We start from the raw sequence: 24,685 nt of genomic DNA, 5'->3' as shown, positions 1-24,685 counted from the left end.
CAGGCGCCGTGGACCTCACCCGCGCCGCCGCCGCGGCGCTCGACGCCGCCGACCCGCTGGCGGGGTACCGCGCCCGGTTCGCCGGCACCGACGACGACGGGCCGGGGCGGCTGCTCTACCTCGACGGCAACTCGCTGGGCCGGATGCCGCGGGAGACGCCGGCGGCGCTGGCGCGCGTGGCCGAGCAGGAGTGGGGCCGCGGGCTGGTCGGGTCGTGGGCGTCGTGGATCGACGTCGGCACCCGCGTCGGCGACGTCGTCGGCACCGGCGTCCTGGGTGCCCGCCCCGGCGAGGTGCTGATCGCCGACTCCACCACCGTGGACCTGTACGCGCTGCTGGTGGCCGCCGTCGACGCCCGTCCGGGCCGCGACGTGCTCGTGTGCTGCGCCGACGACTTCCCCACCGACCGCTACGTCGTCGCCGGGGTGGCCGCGGCGCGGGGCATGACGGTGCGGGAGGTGCCCGCCGACGTGGACGAGGGGCTCGACCCGGCGGTGCTGGGCGCGGCGCTCGACGGGCGGGTCGCCGTCGTCGTGCTGTCGGCGGTGGCCTACCGATCGGGCGCGCTGGCCGACGTCGCGGCGGTGACGGCGGCGGCCCGGGACGCCGGCGCTCTCGTGCTGTGGGACCTCTCGCACGCCGCCGGGGCCGTCGCGCTCGACCTGGCGGCGAACGGCGTCGACCTCGCCGTCGGCTGCACGTACAAGTACCTCAACGGCGGGCCGGGGTCGCCGGCCTTCCTCTACGTGCGGCGGGAGCTGCAGGAGTCGCTGCGCCCGCCGATCCAGGGCTGGTTCGGCCAGCGCGACCAGTTCGCGATGGGCCCGGTCTACGACCCGGTGCCGGGGATCGGGCGCTTCGCCGCCGGTACGCCGCCGGTGCTGGCCGCGGCCGCGGTGGAGGTGGGCGTGCGGCTGGTCGCCGAGGCCGGGATCGACCGGCTCGCGGCCAAGGGGCGGGCGCTGTCCGGCCTGCTGGTCGCGCTGGCCGACGAGCACCTGGCGCCGCACGGCGTCGCGCTGGCCAGCCCGCGCGACCCCGCCCGCCGCGGCGCGCACGTCACGCTCGCCCACCCGGCGGCGTGGCAGCTGACCCGGGCGCTGGTCGACCGCGGCGTCGTCCCCGACTTCCGCACGCCCGACCGCGTGCGGTTCGGCCCGGCGCCGCTCTACACCCGCTTCGTCGACGTCTGGGACGCCGTCGACCGCTTCCGAGCGCTGCTCAAGGACGGCGGCTGGACGGCCTACCCCGAGGAGCGTGCCCGCGTCACCTGAGCGTGCACGTCCGCGGAGATGCCCCGTGCCGTCTCCGCGGACGTGCCCGGTCAGGACTGCGCGAACACGACCAGGTTCTCGGTGGCGGCGTGCGTGGTGTCGCGCTGGAAGCAGGTGATGAGCACCAGCCGGCCCGGTGCGGCCTCCCAGACGTCGGTCGCGTCGGGCAGCTCACCCTTGGCGACCCGCTCGGTGCGCTGGACGGTGTACTCGACCGTGCCGTCGGGGGTGCTGACCTCGACGACGTCACCCGGGATGAGGGTGCTGCCCGCCGAGCCGACGTCGACCAGGGAGTCGAAGCCGTACTCGCCGGTGCCGGTCGCGTGGGCGGCGAGGTAGAGCGTGTTGTCCGCCTCCCCGGCCGAGCCGACCGGGTCGCCGTAGGGCTCGATCCAGTAGGCCGCCGTCAGGGCGGGTGGGTTGATCACGCCGCCGCTCGGGTCCAGCGGCAGCACGGGCAGGTCCAGGCCCACGGCGGGCACGCTCACGTGCACGTCCGAGGACGGCGTCGGCAGCGTGACCCCCTCGGGGGGCAGGGTGGGCTGCGCGGGCTCGGCCGGCGCGCCGGCGGTGGCCGCGGCCACCGGGTCGGCGGACCCGGCGGCCGCGGCCGGCTGCCAGCCGTCGGTCAGGCCGACGGCGAGCACGGCACTGCCGGCGATGCCGAGGGCGGCGACCGCCGTGATCGCGGCGGTGCGCCGCCCCGGCCGCATCAGGCCTCGCCCGTCCCGGTCTCGACCGCCGGACGGCGGCGGGTGCGGGCGACGGCGACGCCGCCGGCGCCCGCGAGGAGCAGCAGGCCTGCCCCCGCGGCGACGGTCCCGGTGCCGGTCTCGGCGGCCGGGGCCGTGACTCCGGTGTTGGAGCGCAGGCCCGTGTTGGCGACGACGGCCTGGGTGCTCGGCGCGGCGGTGGTGGGCGCAGCCGACGGAGCGGCGACCGGCGCGGGTGCGGCGGCCACGGCCAGCTCGGCCAGCACGATGGAGAAGCCCGACGCCGTCGGCTGGCCGAGGACGAGGGCGTAGGAACCGGCGGCCAGCTCGGCGGGCAGGACGGCCCGCGCCGTGGAACCGCTCGCCTCGACGGTGAGCGGCACCGGAGCGGCGGTGGGGTCGTCGATGCTGGCCAGCTCGAGCTCGATGCCGGTGAGGTCGGTGAGGCCGAGGTCCCGCAGCGCCGAGTCGGCGGTCAGGTCGAGGACGAGCCCGGATCCGGCGGTCACCGCGACCGGGCACGGCGTCGGCGAGCTCAGGGCGCAGGGCACCTGGGCGAACGCCAGGAGCTCGGGGTAGAGGGTGGTGTTGGTCGGGGCCGTGGCGCTGAGGTCCAGCTGGTACACGATCTCCGGGTCGACGGTGAACTCCGGGCCCAGGACGGCGGGGTCGGTGTCGACGGGGACGATGCGGAGGGTGGCCAACGGCCCGTTCACGGTGTCGTCCGCCGGCAGGGCGATCGTGAGGTCGTTCGTGCCGGGGACCGGGGTCACGAGCAGCGGGTCGGTCGCGCTCGGGTCCGTGGAGTAGACCTTGTCCGGGTCGGAGTCGGTGTCGGCGGCGGTGTCGGGGAACTCGATCTCGACCACCGCGTTGCTGGGGTCGAGGCCGTCGGCCAGGTCCACGGTCAGCGTCTCGCCGTACTGGACCACGACGGGCGTGGGGACCCCGGTGGGGCCGTTCATGGGGTCCATGGCCGTGCTGCTGTAGTTCTCGACCGGGATGTTCAGCAGGGCCACCTCGGCCGGCTCGAGCGGGAGGACGACGTCGGTCGCCGCGGCGGCCGGGGAGGCGATCCCGACGAACAGCACGGCAGCGCCGATGCCGGCGAGACCGAAGCGCTGCACCTGGGGCCGGCGCTTGGGGAGGGGGGTGGACATGAGGGGCACCTTCCGGCGACCGCAGCGCCCCGTCGGCGCTGACCAGGCCCGGAACGTATGGTCACCGTGAAGTCCGGATCCGTAGGCGACACGCGTCGTGGGACGCGTGGGACCCCCTGTGACGGGAGTGTGCCGCGATGCGCCCGGGACTTGGCACTAGTCGCCGGCCGTCCGCCGCGTCGCCCCGCTCGTGGACGGCAACTCTCAGCGGCCGGCGCGCGGTCTGGGGACAGGTCCTGACATGCCGCCGACCTCAGGAGGGGTCGGGGGCACCGATGGGGTTGTGGTCGGGGAAGAGCCCGGCGGCGACGACGGCGCGGCGCACCGGGGTCAGCAGCTCGGCCAGCCGGTCGCAGCCGGCGTCACCGATCGCCCGCCACGGCCCGAGCGCCAGCCGGTCGGTGTCGGCCTCGATGGCCGTCACCATGGCCAGGCCCTCGGCGCTGAGCTCCGCGCCGTCGAGCCAGCCGCGGGCGGACAGCTCCTCGGCCGCGGACTCCCACGCCTCGTCGTCCCACCCGCGGGCACGCTGCAGCCAGTCCCGGTCGGTGCGGCCCGCGGCCGCCGCCAGCACGAGCGCGCCGGTGCCGGACACCTCCCGGTCGAGCAGGGCCGCGCTGTGCCCGTCGCCGCGGTGCTCCCGCAGCGTCGTGAGCGCCTGCCACAGCGCCAGGTGCGGCTCGCCGGGCGGCTCGAGCCCCGCGTTGGCCGCCGCCAGCGGCCGCCCGGGCAGGTCGACCGCCCGCGCCGCGGCCCCGGCCAGCTCGGCGGCCTCGGCCGCCCCGGCCGACGTCGCCCACTCCCCCAGGACCCGGCGCACCGCGGCGTCCACCCCCGCCAGCCGCGCCTCGAGCGCGGCGGCGGGCGTGACCGACGACCACACGTCCGGCACGCGGCGGGCGACGAAGGCCGGCGCGAAGTTGTAGAAGGTCGCCGTCACGACCTCCGGTCCCACCGGCCCGAGCGGCGCCGCGCGCTGGGCGAAGTAGACCGACCAGAAGCCGCGGAGCCCCGCGCCCTCCCCCGCCGCCCGCGCCTCGTCGGCGAAGTAGGTGAGCGCGTGGAACGGCTCCCCCAGCGCCCACAGCCGCCGCGCCGTCCCGGCCGAGGTCACGCGCTCACGCTCTCCGGCACGCCCAGCCACTCCCGCCAGCGCGGGTCGACGGTGCGCGCCCCGAGCAGCCGCCACGCCGCCCCGCTCGGGGTCCGGGGCGGGTGCGGCAGCTTCCACCCCAGCTCGGCCAGCGACCGGTCGGCCTTGGTGTGGTTGCACCGGCGGCAGGCGGCCACGACGTTGTCCCAGGTGTGCGTCCCGCCGCGGCTGCGCGGCACGACGTGGTCGATGCTGGTGGCCGACCCGCCGCAGTAGACGCAGGTCTGCCCGTCGCGGGTGAACACCGCCCGGCGCGAGAGCGGCACCTGCGCCGGGTAGGGCACCCGCACGTACCGGGTCAGGCGCACGACCACGGGGACGGCGAGGCTGAGCCGCTCGGCGTGCACGACCTCCGCGGCGGTGTCGACCGGCTCGGCCTTCTCGGCGAGCACCAGCACGATGGCGCGGCGGCTGGAGACCACGCACAGCGGCTCGTAGGTGGCGTTGAGCAGCAGCGTGGCCGCCGTGGTGCCGGACGAGGGCACGGGCAGCCGGGGTCGGACGACGGGGTCGCGGCGCGGACCTGGATGGCCTGCGACCGACCCGGGCGCAGAACGCGGCACGGATCACCTCCGGACGCCCGGACCGCCGTACCGGGGCGGCCCGCGGGCCTCTCCATCCTGCCCTGGGCAGGGGCTCCGGCGCGCGCGGGAGGCCGGCGTGCAGGAACCGGGACGTCCGGGAGCGCGCCGCGGCCGCCGTTACGGTGGACCGGGTGCGCCATCCCCATGCCGAGAAGCTCGACCTGGTCGAGGACCTGCACGGCCACCGCGTGGCCGACCCCTACCGCTGGCTCGAGGACGCCGACGACCCGCGCACGCGGACCTGGACGGCGGCCGAGGACGCCCTCGCCGCCGACGTCCTCGGCGCCCTCCCGCTGCGCGCGGACTTCACCGCCCGCCTCGAGCGGCTGGTGCACGCCGGCGCGGTCGGCGTCCCGGTGCACCGCGGCGGGCGGGCCTTCTCCACCCGTCGCGACCCCGGCCAGGAGCACGCCGTCCTCCGGGTCCGCGAGCCCGACGGCACCGTCCGCGTGCTGGTCGACCCGATGGCGGTGGACCCGTCGGGGACGACCACCCTCGACGCCTGGTCGCCGTCCTGGGACGGCGACCGGCTGGCCTACCAGCTGTCCACCGGCGGCGACGAGGAGTCCCGGCTGTACGTCCTCGACGTCGCCACCGGCGAGCAGCTCGACGGGCCGGTCGACCGCTGCCGCTACTCCCCCGTCGCCTGGCTGCCCGGCGGGGAGGAGCTCTTCTACGTCCGCCGGCTGGCGCCCGGCCAGGTCCCCGCCGGCGAGGAGCAGTTCCACCGGCGGGTCTGGCGCCACCGGGTCGGCGCCGACCCCGGCGACGACGTCCTCGTGCACGGCGAGGGCCTGGACCCCACCAACTACTACGGCGTGCGGACCAGCGCCGACGGCCGCTGGCTGGTCGTCTTGGCCTCCGCCGGGACCGCGCCGCGCGACGACGTCTGGCTGGCCGACCTCGGTGGGGACGCCGTCCTGCGGGAGCTGCAGGTCGGCGTCGACGCGCAGACCGCCGCCTGGGTCGCCCGCGACGGCCGGCTGTGGCTGATGAGCGACCGCGGCACCCCGCGCTGGCGGCTGGCCGTCGCCGACCCCGCCGACCCCGCGACGTGGACGCCGGCGGCGTGGCGCGACGTCGTCCCGCAGTCCGACGACGGCGTCCTGACCGACGTCGCCCTCGTCGACGCCCCCGACGGGTCGCTGCAGGTGCTCGCCGTCCACTCGGTCGACGCCACCGACCGGCTCTCGGTGTGGGCCGGGGACGGCTCGGGACGGCGGGCCGAGGTGACCGGCCTCGGCGTCGGCAGCGTCTCCGGCGTCAGCGCTCCGCCGGAGGGCGGCACGCGCGCCTGGGTCGGCTACACCGACCACGCCACGCCGCCGTCGGTGCTGCGCTGGGACGCCGCCGAGCCGACGGCGCTGGCCGAGGACGAGCGCGCCCCGGTGACCGGCGAGGTGCCCGCGGTGACCGTCGTCGAGACGCACGCGACCTCGGCCGACGGGACGCCGGTGCACCTGTTCGTGCTCTCGGCGGCCGGGGCGCCGGACACCCCGCGGCCGGCGGTCCTCTACGGCTACGGCGGCTTCAACGTCGCGCTCACCCCGTCCTACTCGGCGCAGGCGCTGGCCTGGGTCGCCGCCGGCGGCGTGTGGGCGGTGGCCAACCTGCGCGGCGGCTCCGAGCACGGCGAGGAGTGGCACCGCGCCGGCATGCGCGAGCGCAAGCAGAACGTCTTCGACGACTTCGCCGCCGCGGGCGAGCACCTGGTCGCCGAGAGCTGGACGACGCACGCGCAGCTGGCGGTGATGGGCGGCTCCAACGGCGGCCTGCTCGTGGGCGCCACGCTCACCCAGCGGCCGGACCTGGCCGCCGGCGTCGTCTGCAGCGCCCCGCTGCTGGACATGGTGCGCTACGAGCGCTTCGGCCTGGGCCGGACCTGGAACGACGAGTACGGCACCGCCGACGACCCGGTCGAGCTGGGCTGGCTGCTGGGCTACTCGCCGTACCACGCCGTCACCGAGGGCACCGCCTACCCGGCGGTGCTGTTCACGACCTTCGAGTCCGACACCCGCGTCGACCCGCTGCACGCCCGCAAGCTGGCCGCCGCCCTGCAGGCGGCCACCGCGTCCGACGCGCCGGTCGTGCTGCGCCGGGAGACGTCGGTGGGCCACGGCGCGCGGGCGGTCAGCCGCACCGTGGGCCTGGCCGCCGACCAGCTCGCCTTCCTCGCCGCCGCCACCGGTCTGTCCGGCTGGGGCGCGGCGGGCTCCTGACCGACCGTCCCGACCTGACACCATGGGGAGTGATGAACGGTTCACCCTCCGTGCTCGCTGCTGCCGACAGCGGGCCGGCTGACGACGTCCCCGCCTGCGTCGACGACCCGACCACGCTGTGCGCCAAGGTCTACGAGCTGTCCGGCCTGGACTGGCTGGCCACCAACGCCGAGGCACTGGTCGAGAAGCCGGCAAAGATCCTCCTCGTCGTGGTGCTCGCCGCGACCGTCCGCTTGCTGGTGCACCGCGCGGTCCGCCGGTTGACCGACCGCACCGCCACCGGAGCGGTGCCGACGATCCTGCGGCCGCTGCGCGGCCGCGCCACCGGGTCCGGTGACCCGCTGGAGCAGGTCGCGGCCCGCCGCACCCAGCGGGCCGAGGCGATCGGCTCGGTGCTGCGCAGCTTCGCCTCGTTCGTGATCATGGGCATCGCCGTCGTGCTGGTGCTGGGCGAGGTCGGGATCAACCTGGCGCCGATCGTGGCCAGCGCGGGCGTGGTCGGCGTGGCGCTCGGCTTCGGCGCGCAGAACCTGATCAAGGACTTCATCGCCGGCATCGGGATCATCCTCGAGGACCAGTACGGCGTCGGCGACGTCGTCGACCTCGGCGAGGCCAGCGGGACCGTGGAGGCCGTCGGGCTGCGGATCACCCGGCTGCGCGACGTCAACGGCGTCGTCTGGTACGCCCGCAACGGCGAGATCCTGCGGGTGGGCAACAAGAGCCAGGGCTACGCGCAGGTGGTCATCGACATGCCCGTCGCCCACGACACCGACCTCGAGCGCTGCCGCCGGGTGATGCAGGAGGTCGCCGACGCGATGTACGCCGAGGACGAGTGGGCGACGGCGCTGCTGGCCGAGCCCGAGTCCCTCGGCGTCGAGCAGATCACCGCCGAGGGCGTCTTCCTGCGGGTGCAGGTGCGCTCGACCAACGCCGACCAGTGGCGGGTCGGCCGGGAGCTGCGGATGCGCCTCAAGGAGCGCTTCGTCGCCGAGGGCATCAGGACCCCGCCGCCGCTGATCGGCGCCGCCCCGACCGCGGTGGGTGCCCGGTGAGCGAGGGCGACACCGGTGACGGTCGCCCGGCCACCTTCGGTGAGGTCTTCGCCGTCCGGGAGTTCCGGCCGCTGTTCGGCACCTACACGCTCTCCACCATCGGCGACGAGCTCGCTCGGGTGGCGCTGACCGTCCTCGTCTACCAGCGCACCGACTCGCCGCTGCTGTCGGCGCTGACCTTCGCCCTGAGCTTCCTGCCGTGGGCGGTGGGCGGTCCGGTGCTGGCCACCTTCGCCGACCGGTTCCCGCGGCACCGCGTGCTCATCGCCAGCGACGTCGCCCGCGCGCTGCTGGTCGCCACGATGGCGCTGCCCGGGATGCCGCTGGTCCTGCTGCTGGTCCTGCTGCTGCTGGTGTCGCTGCTGGCCCCGCCCTTCGAGTCGGCCCGCTCGGCGCTGATGGCCGACGTCCTCGAGGGCGAGCCCTACGCCGTGGCCACCTCGCTGACCAACGTCAGCCTGCAGGTGGCCCAGGTGGTGGGCTTCGTCGTCGCCGGCGGGCTGGTCACCGTGCTCGACCCCACGGTGGTGCTGCTGCTGGACGCGGCCACCTTCCTCGTCTCCGCGGTCTGGCTCGCCGCGACCCTGGAGCGCCGGCCGGCCCCGGTGACCGAGATCGACGACGGCAGCCCCTCGTCGGTGTGGCGCGACGCCGCCGAGGGGCTGCGGCTGATCGGCCGCACGCCCCGCCTGCTGTCGATCATCGGGCTGCTGTGGACCGGGACGCTGTTCGCCAACGCCGCCGAGGGCATCGCCGTCCCGCTGACCGAGTCCCTCGGCGAGGGCCCCGCCCAGCTGGGCGTGCTCCTGGCGGCCAACCCGCTGGGGGTGACCGTCGGCGGCCTGGTGGTCGCCCGGCTGCTGGGGACGGCGCGCAGCGAGCGGCTCATGCCGGTGCTGGTGGCCCTCTCGCTGGCGCCGGTGCTGCTGGCCGGGCTGGTGGCGGTGGCCGCCGGACCCGGCCGCGGGGCGTACACGCTCGTCGTGGCGCTGCTGTTCGTGGCCGGCCTCGGGGCGTCGTGGACGATCCCGCTCAACGTCTCCTTCGTGCAGGCGGTGCCGGCGGCCTACCGCGGCCGCGCCTTCGGGGTGGCGGTCAGCGGCCTCTACGGCGTCCAGGGGCTCGGGGCGCTCGGCGCGGGCCTGGCCGCCGAGCGGGTGCCGCCGGGCGCCGTCGTGGCGGTGGCCGGCGGGCTCGGCCTGCTCGCCGTCGTCCCGCCGCTGCTCGGTTTCGCCCGGACCCGGCCCGCCGTGGCGGGGGACGGCCCGGCTGCGGGACCATCGGTGTCATGAGCGAGGCGCGCAGGTCCCTGCCCTCGGCGCGGACCTTCTACGAGGAGGTCGGCGGCGAGCCGGTCTTCCGGCAGCTGGTCGCGCGCTTCTACACCGGCGTGCGGTCCGACCCGGTCCTCGCGCCGCTGTACCCCCAGGACGACTGGGACGGCGCCGAGACCCGGCTGCGGATGTTCCTCCAGCAGTACTGGGGCGGGCCGACCACCTACCAGGAGCAGCGTGGCCACCCGCGGCTGCGCATGCGGCACGCGCCGTTCGCGATCGGCCCGGCCGAGCGCGACGCGTGGCTGCGACACATGCGCGACGCCGTCGACTCCCTCGACCTGACCGAGGAGCAGGACGCCACGCTGTGGGGGTACATGGAGATGGCCGCCCGGAGCATGCAGAACCGCTGAGCCCGACGAGGGCGCCCGGCGGCCCGTCCCCCGCCCGGACGGGGGCCCGTCCTCCGGTACCTTCCGCGGGGACCTGCGCGGGCTGGCGCCCGCCGCCCCGGGAGGAGACGCCGTGAAGACCAGGGACCTCGCCTACGTCGCCCTGTTCGCCGCGATCATCGCGGTGCTGGGCACGCTGCCGGCCATCCCGATCGGCCCGGTGCCCATCACCGCGCAAACCCTCGGCGTGATGCTGGCCGGCAGCGTGCTCGGCGCGCGCCGCGGGTTCCTCGCCGTGCTGCTGTTCCTGGTCCTGGTGGCGGTCGGGTTGCCGCTGCTGGCCAGCGGCGCCGGCGGCCTGGCGCCCTTCGCCGGGCCGACGGCGGGCTACCTGTTCAGCTGGCCGGTCGCCGCCTTCGTCATCGGCTGGCTGACGGAGCGCTCCTGGGACCGGTACTCCGTGCTGCGTGGCGTGCTGTTCAACGTCGTCGGCGGCATCGTGGTCGTCTACGCCGTCGGCGTGCCGGTGCTCAAGGCAGTGAGCGGGCTCTCGTGGGGCGCGGCGCTGACCGGCGGCGCCGTCCCGTTCCTCCCGGGCGACCTGTTCAAGGCGTTCGTCGCCGCGGCCATCGCCGACGTCGTGCGGCGCAGCTACCCGGTCATCGAGCGTCCCCGGCGGACCGCCACCACCCGGTGAGGTTCCGCCGTCCCGGTGCGGCGACCGCCGCCCCCGACGTCGCCGACCCCGCCCGCGGCATCGAGCTGCGCGGGGTCGGGCACCGGTACGGCGACCGGGTGGTGCTCGACGGCGTCGACCTGACGCTGACCGAGGCGCGCGTCGGCGTCATCGGGGCCAACGGGTCGGGCAAGAGCACCCTCGCCCGGCTGCTCAACGGCCTGGTGGTGCCCACCGAGGGGCGGGTGCTGGTCGACGGGCTGGACACCCGGACCCAGGTGCGCGCCGTGCGGCGGCGGGTCGGCTTCGTCTTCCAGGACCCCGACGCGCAGATCGTGCACCCCACCGTGGCCGAGGACGTCGCCTACGGGCTGGAGAACCAGGGCGTGCCCCCCGACGAGCGCGCGGCCCGGGTGGCCGAGGTGCTGGCGCGCTACGGCCTGGCCGGGCACACCGACCACCCGGCGCACCTGCTGTCGGGCGGGCAGAAGCAGCTGCTGGCCATCGCCGGCGTGCTCGTGATGCGGCCGGCCCGGATCGTCTTCGACGAGCCGACGACGCTGCTCGACCTGGTCAACGCCCGCCGGATCGCCGAGCTGGTGGACGGGCTGGAGCAGCAGGTGGTCGTGGTCACCCACCAGCTCGACCTGCTCGACGGCTTCGACCGCGTCCTGGTGGTGGACGGCGGCCGCGTCGTCGAGGACGCCCCGCCCGGGCCGGCCGTGGCCGCCTACCGTGCGCTGATGGCCGGCCGGTGACCCTCGCCCTCTACGTCCCGCGGGCCAGCGTCGTCCACCGGCTGCCGGCGGGCGCGAAGCTGCTCGGCCTCGCGGTCCTGGCCGTCGTCCTGTTCGTCCTGCCGACGCTGCCGGCGGCCGGCGCCGCCCTGCTGGCGACGGTGGCCGTGGGGCTCGGCGTCGCCCGGCTGCCGGTCGCCGTCCTCGCCCGGCAGGCGCGGGCGGTGGCGTGGTGGCTGCTGGCGCTGCTCGTCGTCCACGCGCTGACCACCGACCTGCTCACCGGCGCGCACGTGGTCCTGCGGCTGCTGACCCTGGTGCTGGCCGCAGCCGTGGTGACCGCGACGACGCGGGTGAGCGCGATGGTGGCGGTGGTCGAGCGCGTCTGCGCCCCGCTGCGGCTGGTCGGCGTGCGACCGCACCGGGTGGGCCTGGTGATCACCCTGGCGCTGCGGTTCATCCCGGTGCTGGTCGAGCGCGCCGACCGGATCCGGGCCGCCCAGGCCGCCCGCGGCGGCTCGCCGCGCGGGATCCGCGCGCTGCGGACCACGGTCGCCCCGCTGCTCGTGCAGGTCCTGCAGATGGCCCACGACGTCAGCGAGGCGCTCGACGCCCGCGGCGCCGACGACGTCCCTCCCGCGCGCCGCCGGCGCACTCCCACCCCGGAGGTCACGTGACCGCTGGCTCCCTGCTCGAGATCTGGCTGACCCCGGTGGCGGCCGCGCCGATGCGGCGGGCGCCGACGGCGCGGCTGCTGACCGGACGCGGCCTCGACGGCGACCGCTACGCCCTGGGCGGCGGGACGTGGGCGCAGTACCCCGACCTGGAGAAGCAGCTGACGCTCATCGACGCCGCCGACGTCGCCGCGGTGGCCGCCGAGGTGGGCGTGCCGCTGGCGCCAGGTGACACCCGCCGCAACCTGGTGACCACCGGGATCGACCTGCCGTCGCTGGTGGGGCGCTGGTTCGCCGTCGGCGACGCGCTGCTGTTTGGGGCCAAGCGCTGCCCGCCGTGCACCCACCTCGAGCGGCTGACCGGCGCCCGGCTGGTGAAGGCGATGGTGCACCGCGGCGGGGTCAACGCGGCGGTGTTCGCCGGCGCGCAGATCGCCGAGGGCGCCGTCGTCCGGCCCGTCTCCGAGGAGGAGGCCGCCCGCCGCGGGGCGCCGACCGGGACCGACCGGCCGGTGCCCCGGGTGATCTGACCCGGCTGCCGCGCCGTCGTGCCCTGCCCTCGGTGTGGAGCAGAGCACGACGTGCGGCGGAACCCCGCGGCGGCCCGGCCCGTGGAACAGGTGTGGACACGCTCCGGACGCTGATGAACCTGGTCTGGCTGGTGCTGCAGGGCTGGGTGCTCGCGCTGGCCTACGCCCTCGCCGGTCTGCTCGCCTGCGCACTGATCGTGACCATCCCCTTCGGCATCGCCGCGTTCCGGCTGGCCGGCTTCGTGGTGTGGCCGTTCGGGCGGACGACGGTCCGGGCGCCCGGTGCCGGGATCGCCTCGGCCGTGGGCAACCTGGTCTGGTTCCTGGTGGCCGGCTGGTGGCTGGCGCTGATCCACGTGGTCTCCGGCATCGCCTTCTGCGTGACCATCGTCGGCATCCCGTTCGGGATCGCGTCGTTCAAGCTGGCCGCCGTCGGGCTGTTCCCGCTGGGCAAGCGGGTGGTCGAGACCGCGCCGCCGCGCGACTGGCGGCACGCCGGCCACGGCGTCGTGCACGGGGCGCCGGCCCACTGAGCCGGCGCGGGCCGCTCAGGCGGCGGGCTCGTCGGCCCAGCGGCCGAGGAACTCCCGCTCGTCGGGCGTCAGCCGGCGGGGTCGGTCGATGGTGAAGTCGAAGGGCACGAGCAGCGTGCTGCCGGTGACGGCGAGCCGCTCGTGGTCGAACACCTCGTAGTGGCAGGTGAAGGCCGCGGCCCGCACGCCCGACACCCAGATCTGCACGTCGAGCGGGCGGGCCGAGTAGACGACCGGCAGCTTGTACTGGACGTCGTGCGCGGCGACGACCGTGCCGCGGCGCAGGCCGGTCCGCTCCTCGAGTGACGCCCGCTCGAAGAACAGCGCGACGCGGGCCATCTCGAAGTACTGCAGGTGGACGACGTTGTTGACGTGGCCGTAGGCGTCCATGTCCGACCAGCGCATCGGGACCTGCACCGTGTACCGCACGCAGCCCACCCTGCCGCACCCCCGACGGGAGCGTCGACGCACCTCCCCGCCGGGACGGCGCGGCCCTAGCGTGCGGGTCGTGGACCCCTGGGAGTCCGGCGCACCGGGCGTCCTCGTGCTGCCCTCCGGACGGCGGGTGCGGGGCCGCGGTCTGCGCGCGCCGCTGCCCGACGGGCCGCTCCCCGCGTTCGGCGTGTACCTGCTGGGCCGGCCCCCGCCGGCGCTGGGCTGGGACAGCCGCTGGGTGCGCTGGCCGGACTTCCGGCTGCCGAGCGCGCCCGACGACCTGCGGGCCGCGCTGGCCGAGGCGTGGCAGCGGTCGGCCGGCGAGCGGGTCGAGCTGGCGTGCGGGGGCGGCACCGGCCGGACCGGGACCGCGCTGGCGTGCCTGGCCGTGCTGGACGGCGTGCCGGCCACCGACGCGGTCGCCTACGTCCGGCGCCGCTACCGCCCCCGCGCCGTCGAGACACGACGGCAGGCGCGCTTCGTCGCGACGTTCGGGACCTGACAGCGGTGTGCCGGTCGGTCGGCGGCCGTGGCCTCCGGCGCCGGCGGTGGTGTGCGCTGAGGGCTCGTCCTGCAGACCGACATGCGCCGTGGGCGCAGATCGCTGCAGGTCACGCCTCCCACCGTGGTCAGCCGACCGGCACCAGCGCCCGCCGGCGTGCGAGCCCGGGCCAGCACCTGGCGACCAACGCGCACACCGCTGTCAGACGCCGGCGGCCGGCCGGAGCAGTCGCTCCGGCCGGCCGCCGGTGAGGTTCTGCAAGGCCCCCGCTGCAGGGCCCCGCGCCGGGCCTGCGAGGCGGGGGCAGCGGGGTCCTCGATCAGTCGCGGGCGAGCTTGCGGTACGTGGCGCGGTGCGGGCGCGCCGCCTCCGGGCCGAGCCGCTCGACCTTGTTCTTCTCGTAGTCGGCGAAGTTGCCCTCGAACCAGAACCACGTGGACTCGCCCTCGTAGGCGAGGATGTGGGTGGCCACGCGGTCGAGGAACCACCGGTCGTGGCTGACCACGACGGCGCAGCCGGGGAAGTCCAGCAGCGCACCCTCGAGGCTGGTCAGGGTCTCGACGTCGAGGTCGTTGGTCGGCTCGTCGAGCAGCAGCAGGTTGCCGCCCTGCTTGAGGGTCAGCGCCAGGTTCAGCCGGTTGCGCTCACCGCCGGAGAGCACGCCGGCCGGCTTCTGCTGGTCGGGACCCTTGAAGCCGAACGCGGCGACGTAGGCCCGCGAGGGCATCTCGACGTTGCCGACCTTGATGTGGTCGAGGCCGTCGGAGACGACCTCCCACAGGGTCTTCTTCGGGTCGATGCCGCTGCGGTTCTGCTCGACGTAGGAGATCTTGACCGTCTCGCCGACCCTGATCTCGCCGTCGTCGGGCTTCTCCTCGCCGACGAGCATCTTGAACAGCGTGGTCTTGCCGGCGCCGTTGGGGCCGACGACGCCGACGATGCCGTTGCGCGGCAGAGTGAAGGACAGGTCGTCGATCAGCAGCCGGTCACCGAAGCCCTTGGTGAGGTCGGCGCTCTCGACGACGACGTTGCCCAGGCGCGGGCCCGGCGGGATCTGGATCTCCTCGAAGTCCAGCTTCCGGAACTTGTCGGCCTCCGCGGCCATCTCCTCGTAGCGGGCCAGGCGGGCCTTGCTCTTGGCCTGGCGTGCCTTGGCGCCGGAGCGGACCCACTCGAGCTCGTCCTTGAGCCGCTTCTGCCGCTTGGCGTCCTTGGCGCCCTCGACCTTGAGCCGGGTGGCCTTGGTCTCCAGGTAGGTGGAGTAGTTGCCCTCGTAGGGGTAGGCCCGGCCGCGGTCGAGCTCGAGGATCCACTGGGCGACGTTGTCGAGGAAGTACCGGTCGTGGGTGACGGCGACGACGGTGCCGGCGTACTTCTCCAGGTGCTGCTCCAGCCACGCCACGCTCTCGGCGTCGAGGTGGTTGGTGGGCTCGTCGAGCAGCAGCAGGTCCGGCGCCTCGAGCAGCAGCCTGCACAGCGCCACGCGGCGGCGCTCACCGCCGGAGAGGACGGTGACGTCGGCGTCGCCGGGCGGGCAGCGCAGCGCGTCCATGGCCTGCTCGATGCGGGCGTCGAGCTCCCAGCCGTCGTGCTGCTCGATGACCTCCATGAGCTCGCCCTGCTCGGTCAGCAGCGCGTCGAAGTCGGCGTCGGGCTCGCCCATCGCCGCGCTGACCTCCTCGAAGCGGGTCAGCGCGTCGCGGAGCGGCTTGACGGCCTCCTCCACGTTGCCGCGGACGTCGAGCTCCTCGTTGAGCGGCGGCTCCTGCAGCAGGATGCCGACCGTGGCGTCCGGCGCCAGCATCACGTCGCCGTTGGAGGGCTGCTGCATGCCGGCCATGATCTGGAGGACGGTCGACTTGCCGGCGCCGTTGGGCCCGACGACACCGATCTTGGCGCCGGGGAGGAAGGACAGGGTGACGTCGTCGAGGATCACCTTGTCGCCGTGCGCCTTGCGGGCACGGACCATGGAGTAGATGTACTGAGCCACTGGGCGTTCGAGCCTTCCGTCGGTGCGCGAGGAGGGGCGGGCCGGCCGTCGTGCCGGCCCGGCCCCCGTGCGTTCTCGGTCGTCGATCCTCCCAGTTCGCCGTCGGCTAGTGCAGGGCCGGCTCCGGCTGGGCGTCGAGCGGGGCGTCGACGCCGGACTGGGCGTGATCCAGCTCGTACAACGCCCGATCCCCCGCCGGGTAGTCCCGGTCCCCGACGGGTTCCTGGGCGGCCGACGGCTCGTGCTCCGGGGGCGCGGCCACGGAGGGGCGCTGGGTCTTGCGGAACTCCGCGGTACCCCGGTTCAGGTTGAGGCCCACGGCCTCGGCCTTGACCACCGGCCGGGTGCGGCGGCCGTGCTCGGACTCCCACTCGTGCGTGCGCAGCACCCCGCGGACGATGACCGGGTCGCCCTTGCTGATGCTGTGCGACACGTTGCCGCTCAGCTCGCCCCAGCACTCCACGTCGACGAAGAACGTGGCCCCGTCGACGAACCCCTGCGTGGCGCTGTCGTAGCGGCGCTCGGTGGAGGCCAGGCGGAAGTTGGTGACGCTGCCGTGCTGCGTGCGGACGCGGCTCGGTGGGGTGACGACGTTGCCGATGACGGTGATCTCGGTGGCGCTCACGGTGCTCCTCGGGTCGGTGCGGGCCGGCACCGTGCCGACCCGGGTCGACCCTCGCCCCGCCGCGAGCGGCCGGGCGGCGCTGCGGCCGACCTGTGGAGGAGCCGCCCCCTGTGGACGACGGGTGCCTCGGTGTCACCTCGCCGAGGGTGGAGGCACGACACGCCGAAGGGGAGGCGTCCCCCGCTCCGCCGACGGGTACGGGCCCGGGCGGCGTCCCGGCGGGACGACGGGACCAGCGGGGGACTCCTGAGCCATGGGTAGAACGATGCGTCGATGGTGGCTGCCCTTGGCGGCCGTCCTGGTCATCGTGCTGGCAGCCACGCTGGTGCTCACAGGCGCCGGGCGGGAGGCCTCGCCCGCTCCGGCCGGCGCGGGGCTGGTCGCCCGGGTCGTGGACGAGACCGGCACCCCCCTGCCCGGTCTGCGTGTGCGGCTGAGCACCGGAGGGGAGACGAGGACCGGCGAGGACGGCGACCTGCGCGCCGCCCTGCCCGGAGGGGCGCAACTGGTCACCGCGAGTGCGGACGGCCACCTCCCCCGGACCCAGGCGGTCGTCCCGGGGACCCCCACGGAGATCCGGCTCACCTCAGCGGCTGAGGAGACCGTCTCGATCCGCTTCGGCGGCGACGTGATGTTCGGCCGGAGGTTCTACGACCACGATGGCGACGGTGACCGCAGTGACGGGCTGCTCCCCGCCGACGCCTCCGCGGCCGACCACGCAGCACTGTTGGCCGAGGTCCGGCCACTCCTCGAGGACGGCGACGTCACCGTGGTCAACTTCGAGACAGCAGTGGCCGACCGAACCTGGCTGGACCCGACCGGGCCTCGCCCGCCGGGGTTCCACCCGACAAAGGACGTGGTCTTCGCCAGTTCACCGGCGTCCGCGCAAGCCCTGGTGCAGTCTGGGGTCGACGTCGTGTCCCTGGGCAACAACCACGTGTTCAACGCCCTCGAACCGGGTCTCGAGCAGACCATGGCGGCCCTCGACGCGGCCGGGCTGGCACACTTCGGCGCCGGGCGGACCGTGGACGAGGCCTGGGCGCCCGCTGTCGTCGAGCGCAAGGGCCAGCGCGTGGCCTTCCTTGGCTGCACCTCGGTTCAAGGCAGACAACACGCCATCCGCTACGTCGCCGGGGACGGGCAGGGCGGCGCGGCCCTCTGCAGCACCGAGCGGCTGGAGCAAGAGGTCCGCGCTGCCCACGCGTCCGCCGACGTCGTCGTCGTGATGATCCACGGCGGCGAGGAGTACCAGGCCCAGCAGGTCGCGCCGGTCCCGCAGCTCTCCGCGGCCGCTGAGGCCGCTGGGGCGGCCGTCGTGGTCAACGGGCACCCGCACGTGGTCGGAGGAGTGCGCCTCGGGGAGAGGGCCCTGATCGCCGAGACCATGGGCAACCTGCTGTTCGACCAGAGGGTGTGGCCCACCTTCCTGTCCTACCTGCTGAGGGTCGACGTCCGCGACGGCCGGCCGGTGCTGGGCACCGTCGACCCCCTGTTCATCGACGACTACCTCCCCAGGCCGACGGTCGGGGTCCTGGCTGACGCCGCCGCCAGGAGGGCCGCCGGGCTGACCCCCGGGTCCGAGGCCCGCCTGCAGGCCCCGGGAGCGGTCTTCACGGCGGACGATCCCCCACCGGCGGGGACCGCCGAGCAGGAGTTCCCGGCCGGGACGGTGGCCCGCCTGGCACCGGGGTGGTGGGTGCAGGGAACCGCCCGGCAGGACGCCGACACGCAGGTACGGGTGGGTGAGGACCTCCTGTGGACGGGGTCGTTCGAGGACATGGACACCGATCCGGCAACTGCCGGTGCGCACGGGTGGTCCCTGAGCCCGAGCGCCCGGGTGTCGGAGGCGGCGGCCTGCTCGGGTGTGGTGGGGGTCGAGCTCAGCCGGAGCCCGGTCAGCACCGAGGACGTGATCGCGACCCCGGAGCACCGTCAGCTGGTCACGCCCGGAACCCAGCTGTCCCTCGTGGCCGAGGTCGGCGACGCCTCCGAGGGAGCCAGGCTCGAGCTGCGGTGGTACCCCGACACCCGGGGCGGCAGCACCTCGACGACCGCCGTGGAGATCCCCGCCGGTTCCCATGACGACGCGTGCCGACAGGTGCGGATCGACGCGACGGTGCCCGACGGGATCGTCGCCGTGCAACCGATGGTGCGCCTCCTCCCGACCCTCGACGTCCAGTTCGCCGCCCACCTCGCGGTGGACGACGTGCAGCTCGTCGTCTGGGCCACGCCGGGTGCGTTCGGCCGTCGGTACCCGGTCCTGGACGTCCAGGAGGACACCACGGTGGTCCTGGGCCGGGACGGCGACTTTCCCGAGGACCCGGTGGCCGGCACCTCGACGTCGCCGTGAACCGGTGGCGGTCCCGGCACCGGGGCGGCGCGACCACCGGCCGGCGCGGCCCGGACCCGATGTCCAGCGGCGCCCACTGGTAGGCGGATGACGTCACCGGCGGAGACGCCTCCGCTGCAGCACGGCCCGTGTGACGGGCACCCCGATCGACCCCAGGCAGAGGAGTTCTGGATCATGACCATCGCCCCGGACAGGGACGCCCTTGCGGTGCTCCCCGCACTGACCGATCCCGATCGGCTCGCCACCATCGAGGACACCGGCCTGCTCACCGGCGCCGACCCCGCCATGGACCGTCTGGCCCGGCTCGCCGCGGCCCTGCTCGGGGCGCCCCGGGCCTTCGTCACCCTGGTGACCCCGGACCGACAGCACCTGGCCGGGATGGTCCGGCACGACGACCCCGCCGACCTCTCCCGTGAGACCCCGCTGAACGCGTCGCTGTGCCAGTTCGCCGTCGCGACCGAGGAACCGCTGGTCATCCCCGACAGCCACCTGGACCCCCTCGTCCGGGACCTGGACCCCGTTCGCAAGGGGCAGATCGGCGCCTACGCCGGCGTGCCGCTGCGTACCAGGGCGGGCCACGTCCTGGGGACCCTGTGCGTCGTCGACGGCGACGCCCGGACCTGGGACGAGAGCCGCCTCGCGCTCCTGGAGGACCTCACGGCGCTGGCCGCGCACGAGGTGGACCAGCGGCTGACCCTGGCCCGGGAACGACGCCTCCACGAGCTCGTCGAGGACCTGACCCGTGAGGTCCCACCACTGGCCGACGCCGTGCACAGCCTCGTGGAGCTCGCCGAGCAGCAGGAGGAACCACGGCTGCAGCGCTACGCCGCGTTGACCCGGTCGCGCATGGAGCCCGTGCTCGCCCTGGGGCGCCGGTTGGAGTCGACGTCGTCCGAGGCTGGTCGCGTGGCGGCGCGCGGCCGGAGGTGGGTCGACCTCGGCAGGGTCCTGCAGAACTGTGTCCGCAGCGCCCGGGCCGCGACTGGGACCGACGCGATCCGGCTGGAGCTCCCCGCTGCGGTCCTCCCCGTCCGCTGTGACGCCGTGGGGCTCGAACGGTCGGTCACCCACGTCCTGGTGACCGCACTGCACCACTCCCGCGGGGACGCTCCCGTCGCGATCAGGATCGGCGGCCCCACGTCGCGGGGAGCTCACTCCGCGGACGACGAGGACGAACCGGTCGCCACCCTGCACGTGACCGCGGAGGACTGTCCCGTGCCCACCGGCGAGCTCGCCCGGATCGTCGCCCGCTTCCACGAGGCGACGTGCACGGAGTCCGGAACGGCAGCCCCAGGGGCCCCGGCTCGCGTCCGGATGACCGGCGGTGGGGTGACCGCGGAGAGCGGGACGGTGCGCGGCGAGGTCCGACGGGGCGGCCGGCTGGTCCTCGAGGCGCGGTGGCTCCTCGAGGACCAGCCGACCGGCGTCAGCCGTCGATGACGCCGCCGGCCAGGAGCGCAGCGGTGAGGAGGTTCATGACCGCGAACGTGCCCAGCGACGTCAGCGTGGCCCCCCAGACCGTCTTCTCCCATCCCTGCCGCTGGGCGTCGTTGGCGAGCAGCGCAGGCACCATCAGCGTGATGACGGTCAGCCCGCGCCAGGGCACGTAGTCACCTCCGGTCCACGCCACGACGACCACCTCGGCAGCCCACCCGAGGATCGCCCCCACCAGGACCATCGTGGCCAGCTTGCGCCGCCCGAAGAGGAGCAACCGGGGCATGAGCAGGTGCACGACGACGAACCACGTGGCGACCGCGACGACGGCCGCGAAGACGAGGTCCAGCCATCGCGGGGCCACCAGGGCGATGTAGGCACCGGAGATGAAGCCCCCGGACCTCAGTCCGAGCCGGGAGAAGACGAACATGCCGACCAGCACGCTGGCCGCGGCGGCGATGAGGACGAGTTCCCTCGGGAACCCGGTGACCGAGACCAGGCCGCCCACGGTGTCCCCGGGTTCGAGCGGCGCGATCTCGATCAGGGACGTGTAGACGAAGATGAAGACGCCCAGGATCGCCGTCGTCCCCAGGACGGCGACGACGGTCTTCCCCGGGCGCTGACGCGCCATGTCGTGCGCCAGGATGCCGGGGACGAGGAAGCCGATGCCGGCGAGGCCCAACAGCACCGGGTCCAGCGGGGCCAGCCGGTCGGCGGTGAGCGTCAGGACCATGACCAGGGCCAGGCCGACGAGCACCTCCACCTCGAACTTGCGGCGGCCGTAGAGGATGACCCGCCGCGCGAGCGCCCTGTTGACGATCAGGTAGGTGCCGTAGGCCGCGACGACGGTGGTGGCGACGTAGAGCGGTCGCGGCAGGTGCAGCGCCAGGTACGCCGGCACGATCGCGCCACCGGTCGTGAGCTGGACCCGCTCGTAGAAGAGCATGCTGACGATGACGCCCACGACGAGGGCGACGCGGACGACCTCGGGCCGGAAGAGGTACTCGTGCACCGTCGGTCAGGTCCCCGACCGGCCGTCGCCGCCGGGGTCGGTGGCGGTGTCCGGGAACTCGACGGTCCTGCTGCCGTGGGCACCGGCACGGCGGATCCGGCGTGTGCCCGCGGGCATGCGCGCGGGGTCCCGTGACTCGTCGAGCTCGCTGCGGTGCTCGGAGCCCTGGAGGTGCTCGAAGTACTCGATGAGCAACTCGGCCTGGTCGGTGTGGATGTTGACCATGCCGATGAGGACACCCTCGGGTCCGTCGACGAGCCCGGCGATCGTGGCCAGGATCTGGTCGAGGGTGGGCTGGACCGTCTCGCCGAGCAGGTGGACCCGGTCGGCGGGGTAACCGAGTTCGACGATCGTGCGGCTGACCTGCTCCTCGTACGCCCCGAAGGTGATCACGTGGTCGAGGTAGGAGGAGAGGTCGGTGGGGACCATCTGGGCGAACAGCTCGGCACGACGACCACGGTCCCGGCGGTTGTTCAGGATGCCCATCACCGGGGCTCCGGGCGGGAACTGCGCCTGCAGGGTCTCGAACGTCAGGACCACGCTCTCGCGGTCGTTCGCCGCGAACAGCGGGATCCACAGGATGTGCTTGCCCAGGACGTCGTACCAGCGCAGCCGGACGACCCCGATGTCCGGCACGGACTTCCACATCCCCTGGAGCGCGACCTGGCGCCGGATCCCGAGGAGGCGGGCGATCGCCAGACCGATGGCCACGTTCTCCTTGAACTGGAGGTAGTCGAAACCCCGCATGTCCTCGTCGCCCACCGCCTGCGGGTCTGCGTAGAGGAGCCGGCTGCCCCGCTCCTCGGCCCGCTCACGCAGCCTGTCCCGCAGGTGCGGACGGTCCTCAGCGGTGATCAGGATGCCGTTGCGGGGGATGGTCAGCGACAGCGAGTCGGCGATCTGCTCCAGGGTCTCCCCCATCTCCTCCTGGTGGTCCTCGCGCACGTTCGTGATCACGGTGATGTCCGAGCGGACCATGTAGTCCTGGGAGTACTGCTGGTAGAGCGGCCGCACCGCCATGCACTCGATGACCAGCGCCTCGACCTCGGGGTCCACGTGCCGGGCCACCACGTCGATCTGCTCGTTGATGGTGGCCGCGCCCCGGCGGAAGATCGGCGTCTCCTCGCCTCGCCGCTCGATCACACGAGCGGCGCTCCCCGTCGTCTTGGCCACGGTCACGAAACCGCCCTCCCGGAGGACCCCGCCCACCAGCCGGGTCACGGTGGACTTGCCCCGGATGCCGTTGACGTGGACACGGACGTCGAGCTGGTCCAGTCGGGTCCGGTGCCCGGACACCGACGTGCGCCAGTACAGGATCAGCCCGAGGGCGACGACGACCAGGAAGAGGAGGCTGAACAGCCCGGCGGTCACGCCGCGGACCCCTCTGCCGACGACCGGTGGGCTCCACCGGCCTCCTCCGCCCGGGCCGACCGGCGCGCCGCCTCCAGGAGGGTCGCCGCCTCACCGGTCCGGTCGCTGAGCGTGGCGAGCCCCACGTGCAGCTCCGCACAGTCGACGAGGTTGCGTCGCTCGTCCTGCTCGCGCACGGTGAACGCGGCCCGCGCGGCGGCGTCCAGGACCGGCCCCAGGGCCTCCCAGGCGGTCGCCCCGTCCGTCTCCGGCAGGATCGCCCCGAACTCGTCCGGAGGGGACGCGAACGGCACGTCGGTGTCCCGCAGCATGCTCTCGACCAAGCGGGCGACCGCGCGCTGGGCCGAGGACCGGGCGTTGACGTCGAGACCCGGATCGGTGGTCGTCACGCGGATCACGACGACGCTCAGCGGCCGGTCGTGACTGCGTGCCCTCATCACCTCCTCGTCGAGGCGGGCCTCCGCCGCCTCCGCGGTCACCAGCCCGAGCGATCCGTACGCGGGCCTCGCCGTCCCGCCGCCGTCGTCCTCGCCCACCCGACGTGCGTGGATGCCGGCGGAGACCATGCCCGTCAGCCACCCCGAGGCCACGAGGCCGAGGACCAGGGCCAGGTCCGTCACGAAGGAGGCCGTTGTCCAGCGGTCCGACAGGCGGAGCGCGAGGACCACCGCTGCCGCGGTCGCGAACCCGAGGACCAGACCACCGAAGGCGTCCAGGAACAGGGCGCAGACGGCGGTCACGACCACCGCGGCCACCCCGTACAACGAGTAGGGCGCCGCCACTGCCATCGCGACCGCGCCGGTGAGGGACGCGGCGACCAGGGCCAACGCCACCGGGACGTGCTGCTCAGTCCAGGCCGACATCAGCTTGCGCATCCGGCGCCTCACGCTCCCTCCATCGCCAGCGGGCGGCAAGGAAGAGTCCGGCGAACGCGATGGACGAGACGCCACCGAGCAGCAACGCCTCTGGCCACGTCGAGAGGTCGAGCTCCATGTCCGCTCCCTCTACCCTGGGCGGTGGCCGAATGGACGCCGTCGCCCTTGGGAGGCCCGTGCCGAGGAGCCGACCCATTGTGACTGCGTCCCGCCCCGGCCGCGCGGTGACGGCCGCGGCCGTCGCGACCGCCGTCCTCACCTCCTGCGCCGCCCCGGTCGGCTTGGGCGTAGTCGTCGAACGGGTGGTGGACAGCGGCCCCGGACGGGACTCATCCGCCTACCGAGCTCCCGACCCCGTGGACGCCCACCGGCTGGGCGGTGCGGTACTGGCCGTCCTGGCCGGGGCCGACGACCCCTCCCTCCCCGACGGCACCCAGGTGGTCGACGCCGTCGACGCCGACGGCCGGCCGGTCCAGGTCGTGACCGAGGGGGCGGACGGGGGACCGCCCCGGGGCTGGGGCGTCTACGCGGTCCGAGCGGGCGCAGGCGCTCCTCCGGGCCTCGTGGTGGAGGTCCCGCACCCGCGCGCCGACCGCTGGACCGAGGACCTCGGCGTCGAGCTGTTCACGCTGCTCGACGCCGATGCGCTGTTCGTGGCCGGGGCGCACCGCACGGCAGGCGACGGTGCGGCCGACGTGGCGCACCGGCCGGCCAGCGCCTTCGCGGTGGTCGACCGCGCCGTGGTGGGAGCCGGGACCGTCGTCCTGCAGGTGCACGGCTTCGACGAGTCCCGTCATCCCGGCGAGGCGCAGGTCGTCCTGTCGAGCACCGAGTCCCGTGCCGACCCGCTCGTGGAACGGCTCGCCGAGGGGTTCGAGGACGCGGGTCTCGGGACCTGCGTCTACGACGGCGAGCGGTGCTCCGCCCTGGCGGGCACACGCAACGTCCAGGCTGGGCACGCCCGGACGGTGGGAGCGACCTTCGTCCACCTGGAACTGGCGGCCGACCTCCGCACGACCGCGGCAGGGCGTCAGCGGGTGGTCGACGTGCTGGCCGCGGTCCTCGGCTCCTGACACCCGACCCCACCACCACACCACGCGGACGGCGTCGCCACCCCCGA

Annotated in this window: 25 protein-coding genes; 14 read left to right on the top strand and 11 right to left on the bottom strand. The window is 74.8% G+C overall.

What is annotated here, in order from left to right; translation table 11 throughout:
• The first annotated feature begins 8 nt into the window (after positions 1-8).
• On the top strand, positions 9-1,274 hold the full coding sequence (locus JOD57_RS19245) for a kynureninase (RefSeq protein WP_204693494.1): 1,266 nt from the start codon (positions 9-11) through the stop codon (positions 1,272-1,274).
• Positions 1,275-1,324: 50 nt separating this feature from the next.
• On the opposite strand, the gene JOD57_RS19240 is transcribed toward JOD57_RS19245, so the two are convergent.
• The 4 genes from JOD57_RS19240 to JOD57_RS19225 form a co-directional block, all read right to left on the bottom strand.
• On the bottom strand, positions 1,325-1,987 hold the full coding sequence (locus JOD57_RS19240; RefSeq protein ID WP_204693493.1) for a class F sortase: 663 nt from the start codon (positions 1,985-1,987) through the stop codon (positions 1,325-1,327).
• Positions 1,987-3,147, bottom strand: a complete 1,161-nt coding sequence (locus JOD57_RS19235) for a hypothetical protein (RefSeq protein WP_204693492.1) — start codon at positions 3,145-3,147, stop codon at positions 1,987-1,989. The genes JOD57_RS19240 and JOD57_RS19235 overlap by 1 nt, the downstream gene beginning before the upstream one ends.
• Before the next feature lie 253 nt (positions 3,148-3,400).
• A complete protein-coding gene (locus tag JOD57_RS19230) occupies positions 3,401-4,261 on the bottom strand; it encodes an SCO6745 family protein (protein ID WP_204693491.1) in 861 nt (286 codons plus the stop codon).
• On the bottom strand, positions 4,258-4,785 hold the full coding sequence (locus JOD57_RS19225) for an HNH endonuclease (RefSeq protein WP_307824795.1): 528 nt from the start codon (positions 4,783-4,785) through the stop codon (positions 4,258-4,260). The genes JOD57_RS19230 and JOD57_RS19225 overlap by 4 nt, the downstream gene beginning before the upstream one ends.
• A gap of 230 nt (positions 4,786-5,015) precedes the next feature.
• On the opposite strand from JOD57_RS19225, the gene JOD57_RS19220 reads away from it, so the two are divergent.
• The 9 genes from JOD57_RS19220 to JOD57_RS19180 all read left to right on the top strand — a co-directional run bounded on the left by JOD57_RS19220 (position 5,016) and on the right by JOD57_RS19180 (position 12,971).
• Entirely contained in the window at positions 5,016-7,103 is a 2,088-nt protein-coding gene (locus JOD57_RS19220) for a prolyl oligopeptidase family serine peptidase (RefSeq protein WP_204693490.1), read from the top strand.
• A 32-nt stretch (positions 7,104-7,135) separates the two neighbouring features.
• Positions 7,136-8,155, top strand: coding sequence for a mechanosensitive ion channel family protein (locus JOD57_RS19215; RefSeq protein WP_204693489.1), 1,020 nt, complete (start codon positions 7,136-7,138; stop codon positions 8,153-8,155).
• Complete coding sequence (locus JOD57_RS19210; RefSeq protein ID WP_204693488.1) at positions 8,152-9,447, top strand: MFS transporter; 1,296 nt, start codon at positions 8,152-8,154, stop codon at positions 9,445-9,447. The genes JOD57_RS19215 and JOD57_RS19210 overlap by 4 nt, the downstream gene beginning before the upstream one ends.
• On the top strand, positions 9,444-9,842 hold the full coding sequence (locus JOD57_RS19205) for a globin (protein WP_204693487.1): 399 nt from the start codon (positions 9,444-9,446) through the stop codon (positions 9,840-9,842). Before JOD57_RS19210 ends, JOD57_RS19205 begins: the two co-directional genes overlap by 4 nt.
• A 112-nt stretch (positions 9,843-9,954) precedes the next feature.
• Complete coding sequence (locus JOD57_RS19200) at positions 9,955-10,518, top strand: biotin transporter BioY (RefSeq protein WP_204693486.1); 564 nt, start codon at positions 9,955-9,957, stop codon at positions 10,516-10,518.
• The gene (locus JOD57_RS19195) at positions 10,515-11,255 is read left to right on the top strand and encodes an energy-coupling factor ABC transporter ATP-binding protein (protein ID WP_204693485.1); all 741 of its coding nucleotides are present in this window, start codon (positions 10,515-10,517) and stop codon (positions 11,253-11,255) included. The genes JOD57_RS19200 and JOD57_RS19195 overlap by 4 nt, the downstream gene beginning before the upstream one ends.
• Positions 11,252-11,911, top strand: a complete 660-nt coding sequence (locus tag JOD57_RS19190) for an energy-coupling factor transporter transmembrane component T family protein (RefSeq protein WP_204693484.1) — start codon at positions 11,252-11,254, stop codon at positions 11,909-11,911. Before JOD57_RS19195 ends, JOD57_RS19190 begins: the two co-directional genes overlap by 4 nt.
• Positions 11,908-12,438: an MOSC domain-containing protein gene (locus JOD57_RS19185; RefSeq protein ID WP_204693483.1), complete on the top strand. Its 531-nt coding sequence runs from the start codon at positions 11,908-11,910 to the stop codon at positions 12,436-12,438. Before JOD57_RS19190 ends, JOD57_RS19185 begins: the two co-directional genes overlap by 4 nt.
• A gap of 92 nt (positions 12,439-12,530) precedes the next feature.
• Complete coding sequence (locus JOD57_RS19180) at positions 12,531-12,971, top strand: YccF domain-containing protein (protein WP_307824794.1); 441 nt, start codon at positions 12,531-12,533, stop codon at positions 12,969-12,971.
• Positions 12,972-12,986: 15 nt separating this feature from the next.
• Here the strand turns inward: JOD57_RS19180 and JOD57_RS19175 are convergent, their stop codons facing one another.
• Positions 12,987-13,400, bottom strand: a complete 414-nt coding sequence (locus JOD57_RS19175; RefSeq protein ID WP_204693482.1) for an acyl-CoA thioesterase — start codon at positions 13,398-13,400, stop codon at positions 12,987-12,989.
• Positions 13,401-13,479: 79 nt separating this feature from the next.
• Here JOD57_RS19175 and JOD57_RS19170 point away from each other — a divergent pair, with 79 nt between their 5' ends.
• Positions 13,480-13,908, top strand: coding sequence for a protein-tyrosine phosphatase family protein (locus tag JOD57_RS19170; RefSeq protein WP_307824793.1), 429 nt, complete (start codon positions 13,480-13,482; stop codon positions 13,906-13,908).
• A gap of 319 nt (positions 13,909-14,227) precedes the next feature.
• Here the strand turns inward: JOD57_RS19170 and ettA are convergent, their stop codons facing one another.
• Together ettA and JOD57_RS19160 are read right to left on the bottom strand one after the other, a co-directional pair.
• Positions 14,228-15,898 (bottom strand): energy-dependent translational throttle protein EttA, encoded by a 1,671-nt coding sequence (gene ettA / locus JOD57_RS19165; protein WP_204693481.1) that lies wholly within the window; start codon positions 15,896-15,898, stop codon positions 14,228-14,230.
• Between the two features lie 106 nt (positions 15,899-16,004).
• Complete coding sequence (locus JOD57_RS19160) at positions 16,005-16,523, bottom strand: single-stranded DNA-binding protein (RefSeq protein ID WP_204693480.1); 519 nt, start codon at positions 16,521-16,523, stop codon at positions 16,005-16,007.
• A 286-nt stretch (positions 16,524-16,809) separates the two neighbouring features.
• Between JOD57_RS19160 and JOD57_RS19155 the strand changes: the two genes are divergently transcribed.
• On the top strand, positions 16,810-18,873 hold the full coding sequence (locus JOD57_RS19155) for a CapA family protein (RefSeq protein ID WP_204693479.1): 2,064 nt from the start codon (positions 16,810-16,812) through the stop codon (positions 18,871-18,873).
• Between the two features lie 174 nt (positions 18,874-19,047).
• Positions 19,048-20,313 carry a GAF domain-containing protein gene (locus JOD57_RS19150; protein WP_204693478.1) on the top strand — a complete coding sequence of 422 codons (1,266 nt, stop codon included), beginning with the start codon at positions 19,048-19,050 and terminating at the stop codon, positions 20,311-20,313.
• On the opposite strand, the gene JOD57_RS27050 is transcribed toward JOD57_RS19150, so the two are convergent.
• Genes JOD57_RS27050 through JOD57_RS19130 form a run of 4 tightly spaced genes read right to left on the bottom strand, consistent with a single transcriptional unit; the run spans position 20,300 to position 23,683 of the window.
• On the bottom strand, positions 20,300-21,319 hold the full coding sequence (locus JOD57_RS27050) for a poly-gamma-glutamate biosynthesis protein PgsC/CapC (protein ID WP_204693477.1): 1,020 nt from the start codon (positions 21,317-21,319) through the stop codon (positions 20,300-20,302). The two genes, JOD57_RS19150 and JOD57_RS27050, sit on opposite strands and share 14 nt — an antisense overlap.
• Before the next feature lie 6 nt (positions 21,320-21,325).
• Positions 21,326-22,690 carry a poly-gamma-glutamate synthase PgsB gene (gene pgsB / locus JOD57_RS19140; protein ID WP_204693476.1) on the bottom strand — a complete coding sequence of 455 codons (1,365 nt, stop codon included), beginning with the start codon at positions 22,688-22,690 and terminating at the stop codon, positions 21,326-21,328.
• Positions 22,687-23,577, bottom strand: a complete 891-nt coding sequence (locus JOD57_RS19135) for a nucleotidyl cyclase domain-containing protein (RefSeq protein WP_204693475.1) — start codon at positions 23,575-23,577, stop codon at positions 22,687-22,689. The genes pgsB and JOD57_RS19135 overlap by 4 nt, the downstream gene beginning before the upstream one ends.
• Complete coding sequence (locus JOD57_RS19130; protein ID WP_204693474.1) at positions 23,537-23,683, bottom strand: hypothetical protein; 147 nt, start codon at positions 23,681-23,683, stop codon at positions 23,537-23,539. Before JOD57_RS19130 ends, JOD57_RS19135 begins: the two co-directional genes overlap by 41 nt.
• 79 nt (positions 23,684-23,762) lie before the next feature.
• On the opposite strand from JOD57_RS19130, the gene JOD57_RS19125 reads away from it, so the two are divergent.
• Positions 23,763-24,638 carry a hypothetical protein gene (locus JOD57_RS19125; RefSeq protein ID WP_204693473.1) on the top strand — a complete coding sequence of 292 codons (876 nt, stop codon included), beginning with the start codon at positions 23,763-23,765 and terminating at the stop codon, positions 24,636-24,638.
• The last annotated feature ends 47 nt before the right edge of the window (positions 24,639-24,685 follow it).

The organism is Geodermatophilus bullaregiensis (assembly GCF_016907675.1).
GTDB lineage: Bacteria > Actinomycetota > Actinomycetes > Mycobacteriales > Geodermatophilaceae > Geodermatophilus > Geodermatophilus bullaregiensis.
Note: the sequence above shows the minus strand (reverse complement) of the source record. Positions and strands in the feature narration are given on the sequence as shown.

What these genes read in the sequence shown, in the direction of transcription:
- JOD57_RS19235 (WP_204693492.1), bottom strand. Translation starts at nt 3,147, where the DNA reads ATGTCCACCCCCCTCCCCAAGCGCCGGCCCCAGGTGCAGCGCTTCGGT.
- JOD57_RS19240 (WP_204693493.1), bottom strand. Translation starts at nt 1,987, where the DNA reads ATGCGGCCGGGGCGGCGCACCGCCGCGATCACGGCGGTCGCCGCCCTC.
- JOD57_RS19150 (WP_204693478.1), top strand. Translation starts at nt 19,048, where the DNA reads ATGACCATCGCCCCGGACAGGGACGCCCTTGCGGTGCTCCCCGCACTG.
- JOD57_RS19130 (WP_204693474.1), bottom strand. Translation starts at nt 23,683, where the DNA reads ATGGAGCTCGACCTCTCGACGTGGCCAGAGGCGTTGCTGCTCGGTGGC.
- JOD57_RS19205 (WP_204693487.1), top strand. Translation starts at nt 9,444, where the DNA reads ATGAGCGAGGCGCGCAGGTCCCTGCCCTCGGCGCGGACCTTCTACGAG.
- JOD57_RS19215 (WP_204693489.1), top strand. Translation starts at nt 7,136, where the DNA reads ATGAACGGTTCACCCTCCGTGCTCGCTGCTGCCGACAGCGGGCCGGCT.